The sequence below is a fragment of the Chryseobacterium sp. DT-167 genome, from assembly GCF_058310155.1.
Genome location: NZ_JBZEEQ010000005.1, coordinates 98,378 through 122,685, shown reverse-complemented (window position 1 = coordinate 122,685; position 24,308 = coordinate 98,378). Strand labels below are relative to the sequence as shown.

Annotated in this window: 19 protein-coding genes; 9 read left to right on the top strand and 10 right to left on the bottom strand. The window is 35.7% G+C overall.

Annotated elements, in window-relative coordinates:
- Positions 1-37: 37 nt before the first annotated feature.
- Together AC4FQ5_RS08695 and AC4FQ5_RS08690 are read left to right on the top strand one after the other, a co-directional pair.
- The gene (locus AC4FQ5_RS08695) at positions 38-3,103 is read left to right on the top strand and encodes a choice-of-anchor I family protein (protein ID WP_491142499.1); all 3,066 of its coding nucleotides are present in this window, start codon (positions 38-40) and stop codon (positions 3,101-3,103) included.
- A 177-nt stretch (positions 3,104-3,280) separates the two neighbouring features.
- The gene (locus AC4FQ5_RS08690; RefSeq protein WP_491142497.1) at positions 3,281-3,997 is read left to right on the top strand and encodes a barstar family protein; all 717 of its coding nucleotides are present in this window, start codon (positions 3,281-3,283) and stop codon (positions 3,995-3,997) included.
- A gap of 52 nt (positions 3,998-4,049) precedes the next feature.
- Here the strand turns inward: AC4FQ5_RS08690 and AC4FQ5_RS08685 are convergent, their stop codons facing one another.
- Both AC4FQ5_RS08685 and AC4FQ5_RS08680 read right to left on the bottom strand, forming a co-directional pair.
- Positions 4,050-4,298 carry a NifU family protein gene (locus AC4FQ5_RS08685; RefSeq protein ID WP_491142734.1) on the bottom strand — a complete coding sequence of 83 codons (249 nt, stop codon included), beginning with the start codon at positions 4,296-4,298 and terminating at the stop codon, positions 4,050-4,052.
- A 41-nt stretch (positions 4,299-4,339) separates the two neighbouring features.
- The gene (locus AC4FQ5_RS08680) at positions 4,340-5,443 is read right to left on the bottom strand and encodes an Mrp/NBP35 family ATP-binding protein (RefSeq protein WP_491142495.1); all 1,104 of its coding nucleotides are present in this window, start codon (positions 5,441-5,443) and stop codon (positions 4,340-4,342) included.
- Between the two features lie 125 nt (positions 5,444-5,568).
- Between AC4FQ5_RS08680 and AC4FQ5_RS08675 the strand changes: the two genes are divergently transcribed.
- The gene (locus tag AC4FQ5_RS08675) at positions 5,569-8,370 is read left to right on the top strand and encodes a GH92 family glycosyl hydrolase (protein WP_491142493.1); all 2,802 of its coding nucleotides are present in this window, start codon (positions 5,569-5,571) and stop codon (positions 8,368-8,370) included.
- Between the two features lie 251 nt (positions 8,371-8,621).
- Here AC4FQ5_RS08675 and AC4FQ5_RS08670 read toward each other — a convergent pair whose 3' ends face one another.
- Positions 8,622-9,338, bottom strand: coding sequence for a phytanoyl-CoA dioxygenase family protein (locus AC4FQ5_RS08670; RefSeq protein WP_491142492.1), 717 nt, complete (start codon positions 9,336-9,338; stop codon positions 8,622-8,624).
- An 81-nt stretch (positions 9,339-9,419) separates the two neighbouring features.
- Entirely contained in the window at positions 9,420-10,670 is a 1,251-nt protein-coding gene (locus tag AC4FQ5_RS08665) for a dicarboxylate/amino acid:cation symporter (protein ID WP_491142491.1), read from the bottom strand.
- A gap of 211 nt (positions 10,671-10,881) precedes the next feature.
- On the opposite strand from AC4FQ5_RS08665, the gene AC4FQ5_RS08660 reads away from it, so the two are divergent.
- From AC4FQ5_RS08660 to AC4FQ5_RS08645, 4 genes are all read left to right on the top strand, one after another.
- The gene (locus tag AC4FQ5_RS08660; RefSeq protein ID WP_491142489.1) at positions 10,882-11,373 is read left to right on the top strand and encodes a BON domain-containing protein; all 492 of its coding nucleotides are present in this window, start codon (positions 10,882-10,884) and stop codon (positions 11,371-11,373) included.
- A 6-nt stretch (positions 11,374-11,379) separates the two neighbouring features.
- On the top strand, positions 11,380-11,799 hold the full coding sequence (locus tag AC4FQ5_RS08655; protein WP_300353370.1) for an SH3 domain-containing protein: 420 nt from the start codon (positions 11,380-11,382) through the stop codon (positions 11,797-11,799).
- A 97-nt stretch (positions 11,800-11,896) separates the two neighbouring features.
- Entirely contained in the window at positions 11,897-14,671 is a 2,775-nt protein-coding gene (locus tag AC4FQ5_RS08650; RefSeq protein WP_491142486.1) for an outer membrane beta-barrel protein, read from the top strand.
- 113 nt (positions 14,672-14,784) lie between these two features.
- A complete protein-coding gene (locus AC4FQ5_RS08645; RefSeq protein ID WP_491142484.1) occupies positions 14,785-16,644 on the top strand; it encodes a CocE/NonD family hydrolase in 1,860 nt (619 codons plus the stop codon).
- Between the two features lie 164 nt (positions 16,645-16,808).
- Here AC4FQ5_RS08645 and AC4FQ5_RS08640 read toward each other — a convergent pair whose 3' ends face one another.
- The 3 genes from AC4FQ5_RS08640 to speB form a co-directional block, all read right to left on the bottom strand.
- Positions 16,809-17,420 carry an alpha-ketoglutarate-dependent dioxygenase AlkB family protein gene (locus AC4FQ5_RS08640; protein ID WP_491142482.1) on the bottom strand — a complete coding sequence of 204 codons (612 nt, stop codon included), beginning with the start codon at positions 17,418-17,420 and terminating at the stop codon, positions 16,809-16,811.
- A 109-nt stretch (positions 17,421-17,529) separates the two neighbouring features.
- A complete protein-coding gene (locus AC4FQ5_RS08635; RefSeq protein ID WP_491142480.1) occupies positions 17,530-18,384 on the bottom strand; it encodes a bifunctional helix-turn-helix domain-containing protein/methylated-DNA--[protein]-cysteine S-methyltransferase in 855 nt (284 codons plus the stop codon).
- 67 nt (positions 18,385-18,451) lie between these two features.
- A complete protein-coding gene (gene speB / locus AC4FQ5_RS08630; protein ID WP_491142479.1) occupies positions 18,452-19,303 on the bottom strand; it encodes an agmatinase in 852 nt (283 codons plus the stop codon).
- A 201-nt stretch (positions 19,304-19,504) separates the two neighbouring features.
- Here speB and AC4FQ5_RS08625 point away from each other — a divergent pair, with 201 nt between their 5' ends.
- Entirely contained in the window at positions 19,505-20,164 is a 660-nt protein-coding gene (locus AC4FQ5_RS08625) for an HAD family hydrolase (RefSeq protein WP_491142477.1), read from the top strand.
- A 41-nt stretch (positions 20,165-20,205) separates the two neighbouring features.
- On the opposite strand, the gene AC4FQ5_RS08620 is transcribed toward AC4FQ5_RS08625, so the two are convergent.
- The 3 genes from AC4FQ5_RS08620 to AC4FQ5_RS08610 form a co-directional block, all read right to left on the bottom strand.
- Positions 20,206-21,597, bottom strand: a complete 1,392-nt coding sequence (locus tag AC4FQ5_RS08620) for a type III PLP-dependent enzyme domain-containing protein (RefSeq protein ID WP_047442472.1) — start codon at positions 21,595-21,597, stop codon at positions 20,206-20,208.
- Between the two features lie 119 nt (positions 21,598-21,716).
- Positions 21,717-22,346 carry a thiamine diphosphokinase gene (locus tag AC4FQ5_RS08615; protein ID WP_491142475.1) on the bottom strand — a complete coding sequence of 210 codons (630 nt, stop codon included), beginning with the start codon at positions 22,344-22,346 and terminating at the stop codon, positions 21,717-21,719.
- On the bottom strand, positions 22,336-22,905 hold the full coding sequence (locus tag AC4FQ5_RS08610) for a cob(I)yrinic acid a,c-diamide adenosyltransferase (RefSeq protein WP_491142474.1): 570 nt from the start codon (positions 22,903-22,905) through the stop codon (positions 22,336-22,338). The genes AC4FQ5_RS08615 and AC4FQ5_RS08610 overlap by 11 nt, the downstream gene beginning before the upstream one ends.
- A gap of 622 nt (positions 22,906-23,527) precedes the next feature.
- On the opposite strand from AC4FQ5_RS08610, the gene AC4FQ5_RS08605 reads away from it, so the two are divergent.
- Positions 23,528-24,019 (top strand): DinB family protein, encoded by a 492-nt coding sequence (locus AC4FQ5_RS08605; protein ID WP_491142472.1) that lies wholly within the window; start codon positions 23,528-23,530, stop codon positions 24,017-24,019.
- The last annotated feature ends 289 nt before the right edge of the window (positions 24,020-24,308 follow it).

Sequence of the window (24,308 nt, the reverse complement as noted above, 5' to 3'; positions counted from 1 at the left end):
TAATTCTTCATTTTTGCACAATCTAAATATTGTAAAAATGAAGAACAAATACCTTTTCAGAAGTTTATTACCCATTGCTGCATTGTTTCATGGCACAGTTTCCGGACAGACTTTGATTCATTACTGGAATTTTAACAACAACGCATCGGTTGCAGCCATTACGACCCCAACCTCAACGCTTTTAAACGGATCTATCGCTGCAGTTTCCACAGGAACGGGAAATACAGATACATTCATCGATTTTGCAGGTGGAACCTCACAAAACTTTAATATTGAAAATTTAAACGCAAGAAACGGAGATCCTTCAGGTACACATTTGAGATACAATTATCCGATCAACGGGAATGTACAGTTTAATTTACCAACCACCGGATATAACAATGTAGTTATAAAATTCACCACAAGAAGATCAGGTTCGGGAGCGGGAAATCAAAATTGGTCTTACTCTTTAGACGGAACCACTTTTGTACCTTATCAGACTGTTACTTCTCAGGATGCCAATCCTCAATTGATTACGTTTGATTTTTCAACAATCACTGGAGTTTCCAACAACCCTAACTTTAAACTAAAAGTAGAATTCGCTGCAGGTGCAGGTGGAGCTGTTGGAAACAACCGTTTCGATAATTTCACGGTAGATGCAACGGCAACAGGAGGAGTTGACACTACTCCACCTACTGTAACCTATTTACCTGCAAATAATGTAACCAATGCTTCTACAACAACAAATCCTACCGTTACATTCAATGAAAATGTAAGACTGCTTGACAACTCAGCAATTACCACCGCCAATGCCCAAAATTTAATCGAATTAAGGTTAAGCAATGCTACGGGAGCTGTTGTCCCTTTCACTACAACTTTTGCCAATAATCAGATTACGGTGATTCCTACAGGAGGTTTGATTCCGAATCAGGCATATTATTTAGCTCTAAAACCAAATATGGTGGAAGACACAAGCGATAACGCGGTAACTACAGCCACCTCTACAACCTTCACTACAGCAGGAACATCAATTTCTTTAGATAAAACACTGGTAAAGGTTAACGAAAATGCAGGAACGTTGGCTTTCAAGATCAATGTTAACAATCCTTCAAATGCGACAGTGAATCTGGCTGTAAAATCTGCACCTTTCAGTACAGCAAACAGCAGTGATTTTACTTTAGCAAATCAAACCATCAATATTACTCCAACTACTACAAGTGTTACAGTAAATATTCCAATCATCGATGATACTTTGGAAGAGCAGATGGCTGAATATTTTGTTTTAAGCCTTGAAAATCCTGTTGGGACAACCATTTCCGGTGACGCTTCATCTACGGTTTATATTGTTGATAATGATAAAGCAGCTCCGGTTGCCTCAAATCAGGTTCAGTTAAATTACATCGGAAGTTTTGATCCTTCAGGAACCAACAACAGCTCGACCGAAATAGTTGTTCACGATCCTGTTTCCCAGAGATTATTTACAATCAGCTCATTGACAGATGTTTTTGACATCATCAATTTCGCCAATCCACTCGCACCTTCTGTGATCAGCACAGTAAACATGCTTCCATATGGTGGAATCACAAGTATTGCCGTGAAAAACGGAATTATTGCAGTAGCTTCTCCAAACGGAACCAATGCACAAAGCAATGGATCTGTTGTTTTCTTCGATATTAACGGGACTTTCCTGAAGCAGGTTTCTGTAGGAGTTTTACCGGATATGATTACTTTTTCACCGGACGGAACAAAAGTAATGACCGCCAATGAAGGTGAACCTAATGATGCATATACTTCAGATCCTGAAGGTTCGATCAGTATTATTGACATTCCTTCTTTAACGGTTGCGGGAATTCAGGCACTAACACAAACGAATGTAACTACACTTGGATTTACACAGTTTAACGGCCAGGAAGCAACATTGGCTGCTTCAGGAGTAAGAAAAGTAAAATCTACAAGCACTTTGGCTCAGGATCTTGAACCGGAATACATTGCAATAAGCGCAGACAACCAGAAAGCATGGGTTTCTTGTCAGGAAAACAATGCCGTGATTGAGGTAAATTTAGCTACAAAAGCAATCACAGGCATTTGGGGATTGGGTAAAAAAGACATGAGTCTTCCAGGAAATGGTTTTGATGCTTCTGACAATAATGGAGAAATATTAATCGCCAACTGGCCAGTAAAAGCTTATTATAATCCTGATGCAATGGCTTCTTATAAAATAGGAAGTACAAACTATATTATTACCGCAAACGAAGGAGACGAAAAAGATTTAGGAGGATTCAGTGAAAGAACTACTGTAGGTGCAGCAACTTACGGTTTAGATTCTACAGTTTTCCCAAATGCTTCAGTTTTAAAATCTTCAAATAATTTAGGAAGATTCAGAGTAACGAGTGTGAACGGAAATACAGATGGCGATGCAGAATACGAAGAAATTCATGCTTTGGGAGCTCGTTCGTTCTCAATTTTCAATGCAGACACAAAACAAATCGTTTATGACAGCGGCGATCAGTTCGAAAGATACATCGCAGCCAATCATCCATTGATCTTCAATGCTGATAACGAAGCAAACGGCGCTAAAAACAGAAGCCGTGCAAAAGGTCCTGAACCGGAAGGAGTGACTTTAGGAACAATCGGAACCCAAACTTTCGCTTTCATTACATTAGAAAGAACGGGAGGTGTGATGGTTTACAATGTTACAGATCCGGGTAACGTAACATTTGTTGATTACAAACATTCAAGATCTACATCTGCATTTGGAGGGGATAACGGTCCGGAAGGAATCACGTACATCTCACCTGCAAACACAACTACAGGAAAAGGGTATGTAATTGTTGCCAACGAAATCAGCGGAACTTTATCAATGTACGAAGTAGCTCCTTCACCAACTTTATCTACAGGAGAAGTAAAAACTGAAAAAGCAACATTCAATATCTTCCCGAATCCTGTGAACAAAGGAAATACATTGTATTTCAACCGAGCACAAGGTTACGAATTATTTGATATGAGTGGAAAACTTCTTGGAAAAGAGAAAAATGCTTTAACGATAGATACTTCAAAACTAAACACCGGAGTTTATTTAATTAAAACTTCAGAAGGTGAAGTAAAAAGAGTCATTGTAAAGTAACTTTTATATATTTGATTTTAATGTGGCTCCGGTTTTTTTCCCGGGGCTTTTTTTGTTGAAACAATTTTCATCCTTCTTTGGAAAGTTAACCTTGTCAAGGTTATTATTCATAATGCATATTAACCTTGACAAGGTTTTACAATAAATTTTCATTACTTTCACTAAAATTAAATTTCAATGTTCGGATTTTCATTAGATTCAGGTCAACATCCACCTGAACTTATTACAATTATAGAGGATGTGAAAAATTTGGAAAGTAATAAATCAAGTATAGCTTACCGAAAATTGCGCCTTACAAATGTAGAAGATGTTACCCATCTAAAATCCTCAATAGACAATGCTACTCTAACCTATGATAACAATGGATTAATTCATTACTTAAATGAAAATCAAAAGGTCATTACTTCTATATTCGTCAGTAATGTTAAGATAATTAAAGCCAAGAAAAAGAATGTTACTCTTAGTGGTTTTGTATGGCATAAACCGAAAGGCTTTTTGAAAGCCTACGAAATGTTTAGCAAAAATAAAATAAACCAAAAAGATGTATGGAGACAATTCAGAAAAGACGAACTGCAAGGTTGGCTGGTTTTTGCTTTAAACAATGTAAATTCGGAGTCTTCACAAAAAAAATTAAAAATCGAAATCGACGGAAATGATTTTCATAATCTCACTGAATTCTTTTGTTCTCTCGGTGAAGAAATTAATGGAATTGCAGGTTATTTTGGAAGAAACATTCCTGCTCTTAAAGATTGTATGAGAGGTGATTTTGGAGTAGAATCAGTTCAAGAACTGACATGGAAAAATCATCAGAAAAGTAAAAAGTTTTTTAAAACAAAATTCAATGAAATTTTAGAAATATTTGAAGAGTTCAAAATCATAATTAATCTGGAATAAAAAAAGACAGACCTTCACAGGTCTGTCTTCAAAAAATATATTAGGGTATTTTTTATTCTACGTTCACTACTTTTAAGATCTCAGGAGCGTGTTGTTTGATAGTATTTTCAACGCCCAGTTTCAGGGTTGAAAAGTTCAGCGAACAGCCGGAGCAGTTTCCCAAAAGTTTTACATAAACAGTGTCTTCTTTCACATCAATCAACTCAATATCTCCACCGTCTTTGTTCAGAAACGGACGAATACTTTCAAGAGCTTCCATTACTTTGGTTACGGTTTGTTCGTGTGCTATATTTGTCTCCATATTTGAATTTGGTTTTTCAAAAATTAATTTTGAAATCATTATTATTTTTTTGGTGAGCAACCTGCCATTGTCGTGATTTTCACGGCTTCTGTAGGCGGAAGAAATTTATTTCTTTCTACTAAGCTCTCTACCATTTTTCTTGCAGTATCTGTATAAATTTCTGCAATCTTTGAATTCTCCTGAAGCGCTGCAGGTCTTCCCACATCTCCCGCTTCTCTGATGCTCTGGATCAACGGAATTTCACCAAGAATAGGAATATTCAAGTCTTCAGCTAAATATTGTGCTCCCTGATTTCCAAAGATATAATATTTATTGTCAGGTAATTCTTCCGGTGTAAAATATGCCATATTTTCTATCAATCCCAAAACCGGAATGTTGATACTTTCCATCTGGAACATCGCAATCCCCTTTCTAACATCCGCTAAAGCAACGTGTTGAGGTGTACTTACGATCACCGCGCCCGTTACCGGAACTTCCTGAATGATCGATAAATGAATATCGCCCGTTCCCGGAGGAAGATCAATCAACAAGAAATCCAATTCTCCCCAAGCTGCATCCCTGATCATTTGGTTCAAAGCTTTTGAAGCCATTGGTCCTCTCCAGACTACCGCTTGGTTTGCTCCTGAGAAATATCCTATGGAAAGCATTTTCACACCATAATTTTCGATTGGTTTCATTAAGCTTTTTCCGTCGACGTCAACAGAAATTGGCTTCTGTCCTTCTGTATCAAACATCGTTGGAACAGACGGTCCGTAAATGTCGGCATCTAAAATTCCAACTTTAAAACCCATTTTTGCTAAAGTTACTGCAAGATTGGCAGCAACCGTAGACTTACCAACACCACCTTTTCCGGATGCGATGGCGATAATATTTTGAATTCCGGGGATTTGTTTTCCTTTGATCTGACTAAGCTGAACTTCACTTGGCTCCGGAGAAACTATTTTTAGTTTTAAATTAATATCTTCTCCAAATTCACTTGCAAAAGCCTGCTTCATTGCCGCCTCAAGTTTCTTCTTTTCGTGCATTGCCGGTGAATGAGCGGTCATATCGATATATACATCGCTGCCCATTACCTGAAAATTTGTCACCAAGTCATCTACTTCTATTTCTTTAAGGAAATCCTGAACCTTTTCTTTAGTCAACATAAAATATAAATTGTCTACAAATTTACGGAAATTTTAGCTATTTAGAATCAATAAAAGGGGTGATAGATAAATTCTTTCGTGGAACAAAATATTGTAGTATTTTAGGACGATTTAATTTTAAACTCATGCAAAAATTTTTACTCATCCTTTTAGGATTGATCAGTCATAATTTATTTTCACAAAATTATTCGCAATACGTGAATCCTTTCATCGGAACGGGTGGTCATGGTCATACTTTTCCTGGTGCCATCGTACCTTTCGGGATGGTTCAGCTTTCCCCCGACACAAGAATCGACGGAAGTTGGGACGGCTGCAGTGGTTATCATTATTCGGATTCTGTGATCTACGGTTTTTCTCATACGCATTTAAACGGAACCGGAGTTTCTGATTACGGAGACATTATGCTAATGCCAACGATGGGAAATCCGGGACTGACTCCTAAAGAATATTCATCAAAATTTTCGCATACAAACGAGAAAGCAACGGCAGGATTTTATTCAGTTAAATTAGACAAACACAATATCGATGTTCGTTTAACGACAACAAAAAGAGTCGGTTATCATGAATACACGTTCAACAAAGCCGGAAACGCCAATATTATTTTAGATTTAAATCACAGAGATAAATTGCTGGAAGGTGAAGTGAAAATAATTGACAGCAAAACCATCGAAGTTTTCAGAAGAAGTGAAGCTTGGGCGACGAATCAATATATTTATGCAAGAATTGAGTTTTCAAAACCGATGAAAATTTCAAAGAAAGATTTTAACGGTAAAAATGAAAATAATACTTTCTCTGGGACTAAATTAGCTTTAGCCTTCACAACTGCCGTTAAAAGTGGCGAAAAAATCAGTGTGAAAGTTGCGATTTCTCCGACAGATTATGAAGGTACCGGAAAAAATATGCTTGCCGAAGGTAAATCGAATGATTTTGAAACTATAAAAAAACAAGCCGAAACAGACTGGAACAAAGAACTTTCGAAAATAGAAGTTAAATCTGCCGACAAAGACAAGCTTAGCGTTTTCTACACCGCTTTATATCACGTTTTCACGCAACCGAATATCAATATGGATGTTGATGGGAAATACCGTGGAAGAGACAATAAATTTTACATGGCGAAAGATTTCGGATACTACTCCGTTTTCTCGCTTTGGGATACTTTCAGAGGAGCGCATCCCCTGATGACTTTGATTGACAGAAAAAGAACGTCCGATTTCATCAATACTTTTATCAAACAGTATGAACAAGGTGGAAAACTTCCCGTTTGGGAACTCGCTTCCAACGAAACGGAATGTATGATCGGTTATCATTCGGTCTCTGTGATTGCAGATGCGATGGTAAAAGGAATTACGGGTTTCGATTATGAGAAAGCTTTTCAGGCTTCAAAAAATTCTGCGATGTTGGATATTTTTGGTTTAAATGCCTATAAGCAAAATAATTACATAAGTATTGATGACGAACATGAAAGCGTGTCAAAAACCCTGGAGTACGCCTATGACGATTGGTGTATTGCTCAAATGGCGAAAATTTTAAATAAAAAAGAAGATTACGAATATTTCATGAAACGTTCTCAAAACTGGAAAAACCTTTACAATCCGAACAACGGTTTTATGCAGGCTAGAAAAAACGGAAACTGGTACGAACCGTTTGATCCTAGTGAAGTCAACAACAATTATACGGAAGGAAATTCTTGGCATTATTCATATTCCGTTCCGCAGGATATTCCGGGATTAATTGAAGCTCATGGCGGAAAGGAAAAATTTGAACAATTTATTGATGCCATTTTCTCAGCTTCTGATAAAACGACAGGAAGAGAGCAAGTTGATATTACAGGATTAATGGGGCAATATGCTCAAGGAAATGAGCCGAGTCATCACATTGCTTATCTTTATAATTTTGTTGACAAACCACAAAAAACGGAAGCAAAAATCAAATACATTCTCGATAATTTTTATAAAAATGCTCCCGACGGTCTGATCGGAAATGAAGATTGCGGACAGATGAGTGCATGGTTTATTCTGAGTTCTATGGGAATTTATGCTGTAACTCCGGGGAAACCTGAATGGGAAACGGTGACACCTTATTTTGATGAAATTAAATTACATCTCGAAGACGGATCTACGAAAATTATCACTAAAAACACTCCTAAAAGCGAACTAAAATATTTAGGTTTTGAAAATGTAAAAGCTGCTAAAGATTTAAAATATCCTGAACAAACGGCTTCTCCGGTAATTGCTGCAGACCGACTTTTTGATTTTACCACGCAGGTGAAAATCACTCCGCTGAATGAGAAGGACAAAGTGTATTACATGACGTTGGATGAAAATGACGCCAATGTGAGAAAAACTTTTAAAGTCTACAAAGAACCTTTTACCATCAGCAAAACGACGCAGGTTTCAACCTATGCAGAAAGAAACGGTGAGAAAAGCGGAATCACAACTGCCAATTTCAACAGAAGACCCAATCATTGGGATATTACCATTAATGCTAACGTTAATCCGCAATATACAGCAGGCGGAAAGTTTGCCTTGATTGATGGGATCAACGGTGACGTAAACTGGCGAAAAGGCGAATGGCAGGGTTACCAGGGACAGACTGTGGAAGCGATCATTGATTTTAAATCTCCTCAGCAAATCAGCAATATTTCATCAACGTACCTTCAGGACAGCAGAGCATGGATTTTAATGCCTAAAAAAGTAGAATATTATGCTTCAATGGACGGTAAAACTTTTATTCTTCTAAAAACTTTAGAAAATAGAATCGATCCAAGAGACACAAATGTTCAGATTACAGATTTCTCGACTGAAGTTCTACCAACCGAAGCCCGATATCTTAAGGTAAAAGCTTATCACTTCGGTAAACTTCCGGAATGGCATCAAGGCGCAGGAGGAGAAGCTTATATTTTTGTGGATGAGATTTCCGTAAAGTAAAAACGGAATTTTTTAAAATAAATCAACCTCTTTCGATTTGGAAGAGGTTTTTTGTCTTATGAATATTCAACATATAGTTTGTCATTCCGGAGGAATCTCAACAACGTTTATATTTAAATAACAACGTAGAGATTCCTCCGGAATGACAAACAAACTGTAATATTTACATTTTATTACTAATCGTGAGCAATCATATTTTGTAATCGCAAATTGAATTGAATAGAAAATTAAAGGATTAAATTTAAATAAAATCAATTCATCCTCTCCGACCAATTCAACTCTTCAGGAAGTTCTTTATCTGAAAATTCGATATGAATCACTCTTCTTTTCTTTCCATTCGTTGTTCGGTTCGAACCATGTAGAAGCAAAGGTTTCATAATCATAATTCCTCCTTTCTCTACATTACAGATATTTTCTGTTTCCACACTCCAATCGATGGTTTCCGGTCTGTAAATTCCTTTTGAATGAGATTTCGGAACGACTTTTAAAGCTCCATTATTTTCATCGGTATCGTCTAAATGAATTCTTATGGTAAAAATATTTTCAAGAATATGTAAAGGCGGCTGTACGGCAAACTGATTTTGTTTTGTCGTCCAGGGTCCGAAGTTTTCCAGTTCAACTTTTTTATCTACAGAAATGGTCAGATCCTGATGATAAGCCACGTACCAGTTTGATTTTTCAGGTTTATCAAAGTAAATACTTTTCACAACAAAATAATTTACTCCAAAAATTTCTTTAATGATTGCTTTTAAATTTTCATTAAAAATCAAATCTCTTACGTCAGGAATTTCTTTTAAAAACTGACGTATCGCAAAAAGATCTTCCGACTTTCTGAAGGTATCTTTTGAAGTATCAATATTTTGAATGACTTCAATTATTTTGTCAATTTCTTTCTCAGAAAAAACATTGCTGATAATGGAAAATCCTTTATCAGCAATTGTATTTTTATGTTGTGGTAAATTCAACATTTTTATTTAAAGCTTAGTGTTCTTAATTAAAATTGAAGAGTGTTCAAATTAGTCATTACCAATTACACATTACTTATATCTTTACATATCTCCGCCATGATTATCAAGCTGTCCTTCCCATTTTGAAACCGCTGAAGTTGCTAAAGCATTTCCTAAAACATTGGTCATACTTCTTGCCATATCGCAGAAGTGATCGATTGGAAGAATTAAAGCGATCCCTTCCGGCGGAATGCCAAACATTGAACAGGTTGCTACAATGATTACCAAAGAAGCTCTCGGAACTCCGGCAATTCCTTTTGACGTTAACATTAAAACCAAAAGCATGGTAATTTGTTGTCCGACAGACATTTCAATTCCGTAGATCTGAGCGATGAAGATTGACGCAAACGTCATGTACATCATACTTCCATCCAGATTAAATGAGTAACCCAAAGGCAAAATAAACGACACGACTCTATTGTTACAGCCAAATCTTTCCAATTCTTCAACCAATTTAGGGAAAACAGCTTCCGAACTTGTTGTAGAAAAAGCGATTAATAAAGGTGATTTTATTCTTCTTAATAATTCAAAAAGACGATTTCCTAAGATCAGATATCCAACTATTAAAAGTACTATCCAAAGAACTGCTATTGCAAAGAAAAAGTCTCTGAGGTAAATAGCGTAGACTTTAAAAATCTCAAAACCATTAGTCGCAACAACTGCTGCAATCGCTCCGAGAACTCCAAGCGGTGCAAACCACATAATGTAGCCTACCATCTTTAGGATTGCATGGGCAATCACGTCAAATAATTTGATAACAGGCTGCGCATATTCATCACCTAAATTTGCCAAAGCAACTCCAAACATAATCGAGAAAACCACAATCTGAAGAACTTCATTCGTTGCAAAAGCTTCAAATAAACTTTTAGGAATAATATGTTTCACAAAGTCTTCCATAGAAAAGCCTTTGCTCGATTTTAAAAGTTCATCAACAGAAGCAGCATCCTGGATCGGAAGCTTTGTCACATGACCAGGCTCAAGCCAGTTCACCAAAATCAAACCGATGAAAAGCGAAACCAGTGAGGCAGAAATAAACCAAAGCATCGCTTTTGTACCTACCCTTCCGATCATTTTGATGTCGCTCATTTTGGCAATTCCAACTACTAATGTGGTAAAAACCAGAGGAGCAATGATCATCTGAACCAATCTGATGAAAACGGTTCCGAGCAGTTTGATATTATCTGAAAATGGTTTTGCGCTTTCAGGATATTGAATGTGTACAAATCCTCCAATTGCCACACCTACGATAAGTGCAACAATGATTGCTATGAATAATTTATTCTGTCCTTTCATATATTGAGTTCAACTGCCACAAATATAATGGTTTTTCAATTGAAGCCTAAACTTATGTTAAAATTGCGTAAAATTCACCAAACAAAAATTAATATGCAGATAATGAAACATTTAAAGTAAAACCCTGATATATTTATTCTTTTTTTAGGCAAATGGTATAGATTTTATTATTACATTTGAGTCTAATTAAAAACATTAAATTAAATCAATTATGAAAAAAACAATCGCAATGTCTGCCTTAGCTTTGGCAGTATCGTTTGGATCTATTTCGTGTAAAAAGAAAGTTTCTGATGCTGATCTGCAAACTTCAGCAACGACAATTGTAGCCGCTAATCCTTCAGCAACTGTAGAAGTAAAAGAAGGTGTTGCTCATTTAGGAGGAACATTTGCTTCGCAAGCTGAAAAAGATGCAGCTATTAAATCTCTAAAAGAAATCAAAGGTGTAAAAGATGTACACGATATGGCAACTATTGCTCCAGCGGTAACGGCTCCTGATCCTGTAACTACTACAACTGCTGTAGATCCTATGGTTCAGCAGAAAGTAAAAGATGCTTTGAAAGATTTCCCATCTGTAAACGTAGAAGTAGTAAACGGAGAATTGACGCTTACAGGAACTGCATCTTCTGCTCAGGCTAGAAAAATCAAAGAATCTGTGGATGCTTTGAAGGTTGGAAAAGTAAATTATAATTACACTGTAAAATAATTAGAGATGAGCACATTACAAGATAAATATTCAAGTGTAGTTTCTGCAGCTCAGTCTGCGGGGGTTTCAAATTTGCAGGTTCAGGAGCAGGACGGAATTCTTTATGTTTCAGGGAACGCCTCTAATACTGCAGCAAAAGATGCAGTTTGGAATGCTTTAGGGGCTATCGACTCTACTTATTCAGCTTCAGACATCAACATTGATGTACAGGTAGCTGGTTTAGCAGCAGGAGCAACTTTAACCATTGCTACAGAAGATTCTAACCTGAACATCAGACAAGAACCTTCTACGGAAGCTGCTGTTGTCGGTAAAGCAGCAAAAGGTTCTTCAGTAACATTAGTGGAACAAACTTCTGACGACTGGTGGAAAGTAAAAACTGCTGACGGACAGGAAGGTTACGCATACTCAAGATATTTAAGAGCATAAGTTTCTCAAAAACTCACGCTTTTTAGAAATATTTAACATTTGACATCCCCGATTGGGGATGTTTTTTTTATACTTTTGCGCCATCAAAAAAAATTAGATGAAGAAAATTTTATTATTGCTGTTCTTTGTTTTCAACGCAGTTATTCTCAATGCACAAAAGTTAAACATCGACGGAAAAGTATCAGACTTTGAAAAAAAACCTGTAGAAAATGCTACCGTTTATCTTCTTAAACAAAAAGATTCATCAATCATCAATTACACTGCGACCAATCGGGAAGGAAAATTTTCTCTGAAAGCTGATGAAGTACAAGAGCCGACCGTTCTGAAAATCGATGCTGATAAACTTATTTCTTTTTCTAAAAACTATGAAACAATTACACAATCATTGTCTTTAGGAGATATTGAACTGGAGAAAAATGCAGTCTTCAGTATAGAAGAAGTCAAAATATCTGCTTCTCCTGTTAAAATCAAAAAAGATACGATTGAATTTAATGCCTCTGCAATCAAAGTTCGTCCGGACAGTAAGATTGAAGAGCTTTTAAAGCAAATTCCGGGAGTGGAAATCAGCAACGAAGGGAAAATTACCGTTAACGGAAAAGAAGTCGATCAAATCATGATCAACGGAAAGCCGTTCTTTGACAAAGACGGAAAAATTGCTTTACAGAATCTCCCTGCAGACATTATTAAAAACATTCAGTTTACAACGACCAAAACAAAAGAAGAAGAACTCAGCGGTAAAACTGCCAAATCGAATAATACAACCATCAATTTTAATATAGATGAGAAAAAAAACAAAGGCCTGATCTCAAGACTTACACTGGGTTATGGTTCAGACAAACGATATGAAGGTAGCGGGCTTTTAAGTTATTTTAAAAAGGATACCAAAATAAGTCTGCTTGCATCATCCAACAACATCAATTCTCAGGGATTTTCTAATGATGAGGTTTTTGACAGTATGGGACACGGCAGAAATTCTTGGCTGATGCAGGGTGGAAGCGTTATGACCGTTGGCGGGACAACATTTTATAATCAGGGTGGAAGCGGAAATACCAAAGGAATTCAAAGATCAACCACAGTAGGTTTCAATTACAGCGATAAACTGTCTAATGATACTGATCTTGAGACTTTCAGTCTGATGCATTCTGATAATAATCTTGAAACGAGATCTAAAGTTTCACGAACTACCCTTCTTCCCGATTACACTCTAAAAACCAACTCGGAAAGCAAGGGTGAAAATGATAACAGACAGTATAACTTTGATACATCCGCAAGAATAAAACTGGATTCTCTGACCAGTATTTATATTTCTCCCTCATTTTCAAGAAGCGAAGGTTTTAATTTTAACAATTCAACATCAAGCACTTTAAGAGATAATCTTCTTCTGAATGAAAGTGATGCATATACAAGTACAGATTCTGAAAGCAATTCATTCACTCCGAACATTTATTTTTCTAAAAAATTTAAGAAAAAAGGACGGTCTGCATATGTCAATATGAATTCTACGATCTCCGAATCAAAAAAAGATCAATTAAACAAATCTCAAACTTTATTCTACCAAACGGGAGAGCCCAACGATATTAGACATCAACTTTCAAAAAACAAAACTCAAACAGACAGCTACAGATTCAGCGCGGGATATTCTGAACCCTTATCTGACTCGACATCAATAAGTCTTAACTTAAACTATGAAAACAGTGCTGACCGAAATCTGAGAGATGTAAGTGATTTTGATCAGAACACCGGTCAATATTCCAATTACAATATCGGATTATCCAACAGGATGAATCAAAAAATCGATAAAATCAGTCCGGAAATAGTCTATGAAATCAATAAAAACAAACTGAATTTGTGGGCAAATGCAGATCTTGATATTTCAAATATGAGAGTTAATTCCGTATTTGACGGAAAACAGTATGATCTTCAGAAAAACTTTGCACTTCCTGGCTACAATTTTAATGTACAGTATCAGTTTTCGCAAAACAAAAGATTAAGCTTTTACAATTACTCAAATTTTACAATTCCTACTGCTGAGCAACTTACTCCTTATATAGATTTTGTTAATCCTTTAATCGCTTATCAGGGTAATCCTGATCTTAAAAACTCATGGAGAAATCAGGCTTATCTCTATTTCAACAATTTTAACATGGTAAAAAACATCAGCTATTATGTAAATCTTAATTTCACCTATGGTAATAATGATGTGGTAAACTATTCGTATTTCGATGATTCCGGGAAACAATTTGTAACCTATGCCAATGTGAGCGGAAATAAAAACGTCAACTTCGGGGGTGGTTTTTCCAAAACTTTTAAATGGAAAGAAAATAAGCTTACGCTCAATCCAAGATTCAGCACAAGCTACAGTTATAATCGTGGATTTATTAATTCTGTACAATACACCAGTGATTCTTATTCAATCAGTCCAAATTTTAACATTACCTATGAAATTAAAGACAAAATCAATATAAAACCATCGTACAGAATCAGTTATAACTTTTCAGATTACACCAACTATGATATCGGAAGAGTGCAGACTACAAATCAGGTTGTAAAACTTGAACTTACCAACTATATTTTTAAAACAAAACTGGTCTTTGGCAACGATTTTGAATACAACACCAACTCAAACATAGCTTCTGGTTTCAAAAGAGATTTTTACTTCTGGAATACGAGTTTGGGATATTCATTTTTCAACAAACAGCTGACTGCAAAAGTGAAAGTATATGATGTTCTGAATCAAAATCAAAGTGTAAGAAGAACGATTATGCCTGCTTATTTTGAAGACCGTGAAGATCTTATCCTGAAACGTTATGTGATGTTTTCACTGACGATGAAGCTTAATAAGTTTGCAGGCAAAAAAATGGAAACCAAATAACGACCAAACCCACTTTTATATATATTTGAAATGATCAGGAGAAATTCTGGTCATTTTCTTTTCATAGATTAACGGAGACATTTATTTTAATAAATTAGCAACAAATTTCCACTATGAAGATTCCTTTTTCAATTGTATTTACTTTTTTTCTTATTTTAGGAAAATCTCAAAACCCAACACAGGCAGACAGTTTTGTGAAAGATAATTTCACCAAAAAAGAATTTTACATTACAATGCGTGACGGTGTAAAACTTTTCACAGCTGTTTACATTCCGAAAGATATTTCAAAAAAGCAAAAATATCCGATTTTAATGCAGAGAACCTGCTACAGCATTGCTCCTTATGGTGAAAATGAATACAGAACCAGGCTCGGTCCCAATCAATATTTAATGAAAGACAAATATATTTTTGTTTTTCAGGACGTTCGCGGAAGATATATGAGCGAAGGAACTTTCATCAACATGACTCCGCAGGTTGAGCGTAAATCGAAAAAAGACATCGATGAAAGCACCGATACATATGACACCATTGATTGGCTGATCAAAAATATTAAAGACAACAACGGGAAAGTAGGTCAATACGGAACTTCATATCCCGGATTTTACACAGCAGTTGGAACTTTGGCGCAGCATCCGGCTTTGGTGGCTTCTTCACCACAAGCTCCGATTTCAGATTTCTGGAATGACGATTTTCTTCACAACGGAAAATTTATGTTAGCTTATTTCAGAACATTCCCTGTTTTTGGAGTTCAGAAAACAAAGCCTGAAAACAAAGCTTGGTATTCTGATTCTATGATTAAGTCGACTTCAGAAGACGGTTTAAAATTCTATAGAGAATTAGGCACTTTGAAAGACGGATATGATAAATATTATAAAAATAATTTCTTCATGACCGAAATTATGAATCATCCGAATTACGATGAATACTGGCAAAAAAGAAATCTTCTCCCTCATCTGAAAAATGTAAATCATGCGGTAATGACTGTCGGAGGCTGGTTTGATGCTGAAGATCTTTCGGGACCTTTAAATATTTATAAAACTATTGAAAAGGCAAGTCCGAAAGCTAAAAACACAATAGTAATGGGACCTTTCTCACACGGCGGATGGTCAAGAGAAGAAGGAAAACATTTCCATAACCAAATTTATTTTGGAGACAGCATCGCAACGTATTATCAGAAAAATATCGAGACTAAATTTTTCAATCATTATTTAAAAGGAAATACAAAACAGGATGCAGGTTTACCTGAAGCTTTGATGTATGACACCGGAGCCAAAGCATGGAAAGAATTTGCACAGTATCCTCCGAAAGACGCTCAGAAAGTCAATTTCTATTTAGCAAATGGAACTTTAAAAAACACAGCAGGACAAGGCTCTTCAGAATATTACAGTGACCCAAATAATCCTGTTTTAAGTTCTGATAATCTGAAAGACTTTAACGGTTTTACCCCGAGAAATTATATGTCGGAAGATCAGAGATTTGCAGTCGGGAGACCTGATGTTTTGACTTTCACCACAGATGTTTTGACAGAAGATATAACTTTTGCAGGAGAAATTTTAGCTAAATTAAATATCGCTTCAACTTCTACTGATGCAGATTTTGCTGTTAAATTAATCGATGTTTATCCAGAAGATTTTAAACCTGTTGAGAAAAAAGAAGGCATCATTTATGGCAATTATCATCAGATGGTAAGAAGCGAAATTATGCCTGCAAGATTCAGAAATTCGAGAGAAAAACCTGAAGCTTTAGTTGCTAATCAGAAAACTGCAGTGAATTTCAGATTGCAGGATGTGGTGCATACATTTAAAAAAGGTCACAAAATTCAGATACAAATTTCTTCAACTTGGTTTCCGCTTTTCTCGGTGAATCCCCAGAAGTTTTTAGATAATCCGAACATGGCGACAAAAGAAGATTATACAAAAGCTTTTATCAAAGTCTTTGAAGATTCTACGATTGAAGTTGAGGTTTTGAAATAACTCTAAAAGCTGTTCGTTTTGAACAGCTTTTTCATGTTAGACTTAACCACAAAGTTTGTCATTCCGTAGGAATCTAGACTATTTTCTTAAATAAAGTTGTTGAGATTCCTGCGGAATGACAAACTAAACGTTTATTGAATGTTATAAATTCTTTCGCTTAAACACTACTCTTCAATCGTTCTGAAAGTTAAATTCACTCTCGGGGTTTTCACTTTTGTAGTCGGTGGAAGTCTGTGAAGCCAATTTTCCTGAGTCGTTCCTTTCATCACCAATAAACTTCCGTTTTCTAAAAATATTTCTATTTTTTCTTTGGATGTTTTATGTTTAAATAAAAACTTTCTTTCTGCACCGAAAGTTAAAGAAGCAATTGCCCCGTGTTTTTTAAGATCTTTTTCGGCATCACTGTGATACGCCATTCCTTCGCTGCCGTCGTGGTATAAATTCAGAAGGCAGGAGTTGTAAGTTTCGCCGGAAACTTCTTCACATTTTTGTTTTAATTCTAACAATTCGGGAGTCCAGAGTTTGGCATATTTTGTTCTGTTTGAATAGGTGTATTCAAATTGTTTTTCGCCAAACCATGCAACTTTTCTTTTGGTGATAATCAGTTTTCCAAAAATCACAGCTTCATCATTTTCCCACGGAATTTCACTGAATAAATACTGATAATATTTTTCGCATTCAGCATCAGAAAAGATCTTTCCGTAATACTCAACTGTTCCGTCTTTAGGTAGAATGTTGATAGGGAAATCTTGTATTTCGTCAAACAGATTGAGCATTATTTTATGTTTTTAACCTAAAAATTAATTGATTATTTCTAGACTTCGTTTGTCATTTCGTAGAAATCTAAAATAATATTGCTAAGATTCCTACGGAACTGTTAATTTTTTAAATAAAATCATCAGAATAAACCTGCGAACTTTCCCACCCAATCATCAACTGTTTCCTGTCACTTCCCCACATATAACCACCGATTTTCCCGGATGATTGAATCACCCGATGACAAGGAATCAGAAACGCTACAGGATTACTCCCAATAGCAGTTCCAACAGCTCTTGAAGCTTTTGGATTTCCAATTTTATCCGCTAAATTTCCGTAGGTTGATAATTTTCCCATCGGAATAGTAAGTAAACTTTCCCAGACTTTGAGCTGGAAATCGGTCCCTTTGAGATGAAGTTTTATGGTGTTAAGTTTCGACCAGTCTTCACTAAAAATCGATAATGCATTTTGTTGAAACTCATCCTTTTTTTCAAAAAAAGATGCATTGGGAAATTTATTTTGTAAATCTCTCAATGCATTTTTTTTATTTTCTTCGAAAGCCATATAACAGATTCCCTTTTCAGTGGAAGCCGTAATGATTTTCCCAAACAGACTTTCGGAAAAGCTGTAATTGATATGTAATTTTTTTCCTCCGTTTTTATATTCTGCAGGAGACATTCCTTCGATTTTCACAAACAAATCATGTAATCTGCTTGTACTTGAAAGTCCGGTCTCAATTGCAGCATCGAACAACGTGGCTTTTTCATCTTTCAGTAAATTTTTGGCATGTTCAAGACTGATGAACTGCAAAAATTTCTTCGGACTTGTTCCTGCCCAATCTGTAAATATTTTCTGAAAATGTGCCGGACTTAAATTTACTCTTTCAGCAACCTCATCCAAATTTGGCTGATGTCTGAAATTGCTTTGAATAAATTCTATCGCTTTGGCAATTCTCTGATAGTCTATTTTGTTTTGTATGGACATTACTTTTATTTTATATCACAAATTTCCAAAGAAATCCTGAATAAAAAAATCCGTTTCCTGCGGAATTTTAGTCTCTGTTGATGTGATAATATGCCAACATTTTATAATACAGTTTTGCTGCTAAAAATGCGCTTGGCTTTGAATACGCAGAATCCATCAATTCAACAATATCAAAGGCGACAACATTACATTTTTCGAAAACTTTTCTTAATAATTCCAATGTTGGATACCATTGTAAACCACCTGGTTCCGGAGTTCCTGTTGAAGGTGCGATTGACGGATCAAAAGCATCCAAGTCGATTGTGATGTAAACATTTCCTGAAACTTTTTCTAAAACATCATTTACCCAGTTTTCATTATTGGCAATTTCGTGGGCGAAGAATACCCTTCCTTCAGGTAAATATTCAGCTTCTTCAATATCCATAGAGCGAATTCCGACCTGAACCAGATTATGTTTCTGATTTGCTTCAAAAACCGCACAAGCATGATTAGAAGTAGAACCGTGGAACTCAGGACGAAGATCTGTATGAGCATCCAGCTGTAAAACCGTAAGATTTTCAAATTTTTCTCCAACCGCACGAATCGAACCGATAGAAACAGAATGTTCTCCACCAAAAAGCGTAAACAATTTATCTGTTGCCAAAAGCTCTTTTGTTTTCTGATAAACGGCTTCTGTCATTGCTTCAGGTGTTGAATTTTCTGAAACTTCTCCCGCCATATAAACTCCTTCAAGATAAGGCTCAGTTCCTGTTTCGATGTCGTACAATTCCATATTTTCGGAAGCATCTAAGAACAATTCCGGACCTTTGTCGGCACCTTTTCCCCATGTTGACGTTCCGTCGTAAGGAACTGTTACCAAAACTACTTTTGAATTTTCTAATGAAGCATTTTCTTCAGGAATTCCTGCGTATGTTTTCATATTTATTATTGAAAGATTAAATGATTTAACTATTAAAATATTTGTAGCAAAGATAAGAAGAAGTTGGGAGATAGATGGAAGTTGGAGGATGGAAGCTGGGAGTTTTTGAAGTGGATAAATTTAAATTACCAAATTTAAACTTCCATCATCACGCTTCGGGCTTCCAGCTAAATTTCACTACTTTTGTAAAAAATTCAAAACATGTCCTTAAAAGCTGTGCTGTTCGATATGGATGGCGTTATTGTAGATACAGAACCTTTGCACAGAAAAGCATATTTCAAAACTTTCAATCAATTGGAAATTGAAGTTTCAGAAGAACTTTACACTTCTTTTACAGGAGCTTCTACAAAAAGAGTTTGCGAAACGTTAATCAGCCAATTTAATCTTTCTCAAACCTTTGAAGAGATCGCAGAAATCAAAAGAGCGCACTTCAAAGATTATTTTTACAACGATGAAGAATTTGATCTGATTCCGGGAGTAAGAAAATTGATTCAGCATTATTACGAAAACGGAATTACCCTGATTCTCGCATCTTCAGCAACGATGACGACCATCAATATGGTTTTTGAGAAATTTGAATTGGAAAAATACTTCAGTGGAAAGATCAGCGGTGCTGATTTAAAAGAATCAAAACCTCATCCTGAGATTTTTATTAAAGCAGCAGAAATAGCTGGTAAACCAATTGAAAACTGCATGGTCATTGAAGATTCTACCAACGGAATTTTGGCAGCGCACCGAGCCAATATTTTCTGTGCGGCATATAAAAGTCTGCACACGCATAATCAAGATTATACTCTGGCAAATATGATTGTATCAGATTATTCAGAATTGGAAGTTGATAAAATTTCGAAATTCTTTTAAATAAAAAAACAGCTCTCGAAGGGGAGCTGTTTGTCTAAGTTTTAATAACCCAATATTTTCAAAATATCTTCCGGTTCCTGTCTTTCTCTGAAAATTTCATACTGAAATTCTCCATTTTCGTCTTTCTGAATCAGAATATGTCTCGGTTGCGGCATTAAACAGTGATGAACTCCACCATAGCCACCAATTGTTTCCTGATATGCTCCGGTGTGGAAGAAACCTATGTATAACGGTTTTGTATCACTGAAAACTGGTAAATAAATTGCATTCGTATGTTGTTCAGAATTATAATAATCATCTGAATCACAAGTCAATCCACCTAAGAAAACTCTCTCGTAAGAATCTTCCCAACGGTTCAGTGGAAGCATGATAAAGTGTCTTGAAATCGCCCAGGTATCTGGAAGTGTAGTCATGAAAGATGAATCGATCATATTCCATTTTTCTCTATCGTTCTGACGTTTCTGAGAAATGATTTTATATAAATTCGCCCCGCTTTCACCCACGGTAAAGCTTCCGAATTCTGTATAAATATTTGGTTCTTCTACTCCTTCCTCTTCACAGAATTTTTTGATTTGAGAAACGATTTCTTCTACCATATATTGGTAATCATAATCGAAATTTAAAGAAGTTTTGATAGGGAAACCTCCCCCAATATTCAGTGAATTTACTTCAGGAGCTATTTTCTTCAAACGTGCATATACACGAAGACATTTGTACAATTCATTCCAGTAATACGCTGTGTCTTTGATTCCGGTATTAATGAAAAAGTGAAGCATTTTCAGCCTTGCATTCGGATGTTCCGCAATTTTCTGACTGTAATAGGGGATAATATCTTTATATCCGATTCCTAATCTTGAGGTATAAAATTCAAATTTCGGTTCTTCTTCGGAAGCAATTCTGATTCCGATATCGAAAGTGGTATCGATACTTTCTGTCAGTTTATCAAGTTCACGGTAATTATCTAAAATCGGAGTGATGTTTTCAAAACCACTGTTGATCATATCTGAAATTTTAGCAAGATAATCATCGGTTTTAAAACCGTTACAGATCACTTCAATATCTTTAGTGACTTTCCCTTCATTATAAAGTGATTTTACGATATCCATGTCGTAAGCAGAAGACGTTTCAATAGAAATATCGTTCTTCAAAGCTTCTTCAATCACAAATTTGAAATGGCTGGATTTTGTACAGTAGCAGTATCTGTAGTTTTTTTTGTAATCGATTTTCTCAAAAGCTTCTTTGAACCAGCCTTTTGCTTTCTGAATATTCTGAGAAATCTTCGGGAGGTAACTTACCTTAAGAGGCGTTCCAAACTTCTCAACAACTTCCATCAGGGGAATATCGTGAAAAGACAAATTGTTCTCAGAAACATTGAATTCTTCCGTTGGAAAATACAATGTCTGATCAATAAGTTCCGAGTATTTTATTTTCATTTTCTGACAAGTGAATTAAGAATGCAAAATTGCTAAAAAAGATTGATTTTTTAGTTTTAAATTTTCTTAAAGTTTTCACAGATTTAAAATTACCAGGATCGTTATTTTCTATGTGAAATTCAGAGATAATTCTTTCCGATAAATACCAGCAAATCTCCTTTTTCATATTGGATGGAAACCTGGTCCTCAACTGCAAAATTCCTAGTCCCGATTCTTGACGTAATACTCAGATTTTCATCGGTTAATACCCAATTCAAACCTTTAGTTGTCACATTTTCAACCGTAGGAAAAGGATACAGTGAAATGAGTTTATTCTTGACATTTTTTAAAACAACAATTTCGGGAATAAAAAAATATTCAGAAAACTCATCATAAAATTTTATGTTTAAAGTATTCTTAAATGAAAAGGCAACCGTCAGATTTCCTAAAAAATGATCCTGCTCTCCTCCACTTCCGCCAAAAACATCAATATTTTTAAAGCCTTTTTCTGAAATAAGTTCCAAAGCTTTATGAAAATCTGTTTTTTCCTGATCCGGCGTATAAATGAATTTGTCTTCATAAATATTTTCATCAGCTCCGGAATGCGAATCAAAATCACCGGAAATAAAATCCAATTTTTCTAGTGGGAAATTCAGATTTTTCAGATAGTGAAAAGCGCCGTCTGTACAGGCAATCAGATCATAATTTTCAGGATCGGGAAGTGATTTTGGAGCATCACCATTGATGAAAAGAAGCGCTTTATCTCTCATTCGGATTCCAGTATTCTTCCGGTTCGTTGTTGATTTTTGAAATATATCTTGCTAAAATAAAAAGATAATCTGAAAGTCGGTTTAAATATTTGATCAGCTCCGGACGCACTTCTTCAGATTCATTTAAGAAAACCAAAGAACGTTCGGCTCTTCTGCAAATCGTTCTCGCAGCATGCAAAAAAGTTGCAGATTTTCCGCCACCGGGAAGAATAAAGTATTGTAATGGCGTAAGTTTTTCTTCAAAAGCATCCATCCAGTTTTCCAGTTCTTCAATTTCGCTATCCGAAATAACTAATGGAAGACGTGATTTTCCGTTCGCCAACATCAGTTTATCAACCGGAGTTGCCGCCTCGGAACCGACTGTAAACAAATCAAACTGAATTTTCTTTAATTGCTTTAAAACCTCATCATCTGTAATATGGCTTTTCGAAATTCCGATGAACGAATTGAGCTCATCAATATTTCCGTAACTTTCTACTCTCGCACTCGCCTTAGAAACACGGGTTCCACCGTACAAAGCAGTTTGTCCTTTGTCACCTGTCTTGGTATAAATTTTCATTGGTAAAATATAATTGTTTTCTGAATGCCGATAATCTTGGCAATTTTCATTTCACTAAATTAGCTTTTTTCGCAAACAGGAAAAAATGAAAAACAAATGTTCCGGAAAAAAACGAATTCTTAGCCCGGATAGAAACGACATCCTTTTTTGCGGCGGGCGGAGCGAAGCGGAGACCGCTGCAAAAAAGATACAGTGGATAGCCGGATCAGTTCCTTAAAAAAGTCTGACAAATTAAAAGACCAACCCAAAAGATTGGTCCCTTTCAAAATTATCTATACTACCGTTACATATTTACACTTGAAACATTTGTGTATCGGATGTTTGTCTAACGTGAAAAATATGTAATTATTTTAGAAGTTTATAAAAAAATCAGACTCAAATACAATCTGTACATTTAAATTAATGTCTGTCTATTTGGAGAAATCCCAATAGAGTTGATTTTTAAACATTTAGGTTTATACGGAAAGGTAAACTTTCTATTTTTTGTATTCTGGAAATTTGAAAAAAAATTATTTTTATCAAAATTTCAGGATATTTTTATTCCTTAAAATCCTACTGACAAACTGTTGTCATAACCTCACCCTACCTTTGTCTCAACATTAACAAACAAAACAAAAACATTATGACAACTACAGCAACAGCAACGAAACAGTTTATCTCTTCAGCACAGGTATTGGAACATTGGCAAGGACACAGAAACCTGACCAGAAGAGTAATCGAGATGTTTCCCGAAAAAGAATTATTCGAATTTTCGATTGGCGGAATGAGACCGTTTGCAAAATTAGCAGTTGAACTGATCAGCATTGCAGGCCCGGCTTTAAAAGGAATTGTAGAGACTCAAATCGAAGGATTTTCTGAAGAAGCTTTTCAGCCAAAAACTAAAGAAGACATTCTGAAAAAATGGGACGAAGAAACCGAAGTAATCAATCATTATTTTAATCAGATTTCGGAAGAACGTTTTCAGGAAACTTTCAATTTATTTGGTCAGTATGAATTTCCTGTTTATCAGAATATTCTTTATTTCGTTGATAATGAAATTCATCACCGTGGGCAGGGATTTGTTTACCTGAGAGCTTTAGGAATTCAGCCGCCTTTCTTCTGGGAAAGATTCTAAGGTTTCCCACAGATTCCACAGATTTGCACGGATGATTGAGAATAGTTTTTCTCATTTCTCTCGCAGATTTTGCAGATGTAGCAGATTTATTTTTAAAATCTGTGAGAATCTGTAGAATCTGTGGGAGATTTTTTTTGCCACGGATGCACTGATTGGCACAAATGATTTTGGTTTCCCACAGATCACAAGGATTTCCACTGATGAATGAGAATAATTTCTTTTCGAATCAATTTTCTCCCGCAGATTTTGCAGATTAAGTTCAAAAAATCTGTGATGATCTGTGCAATCT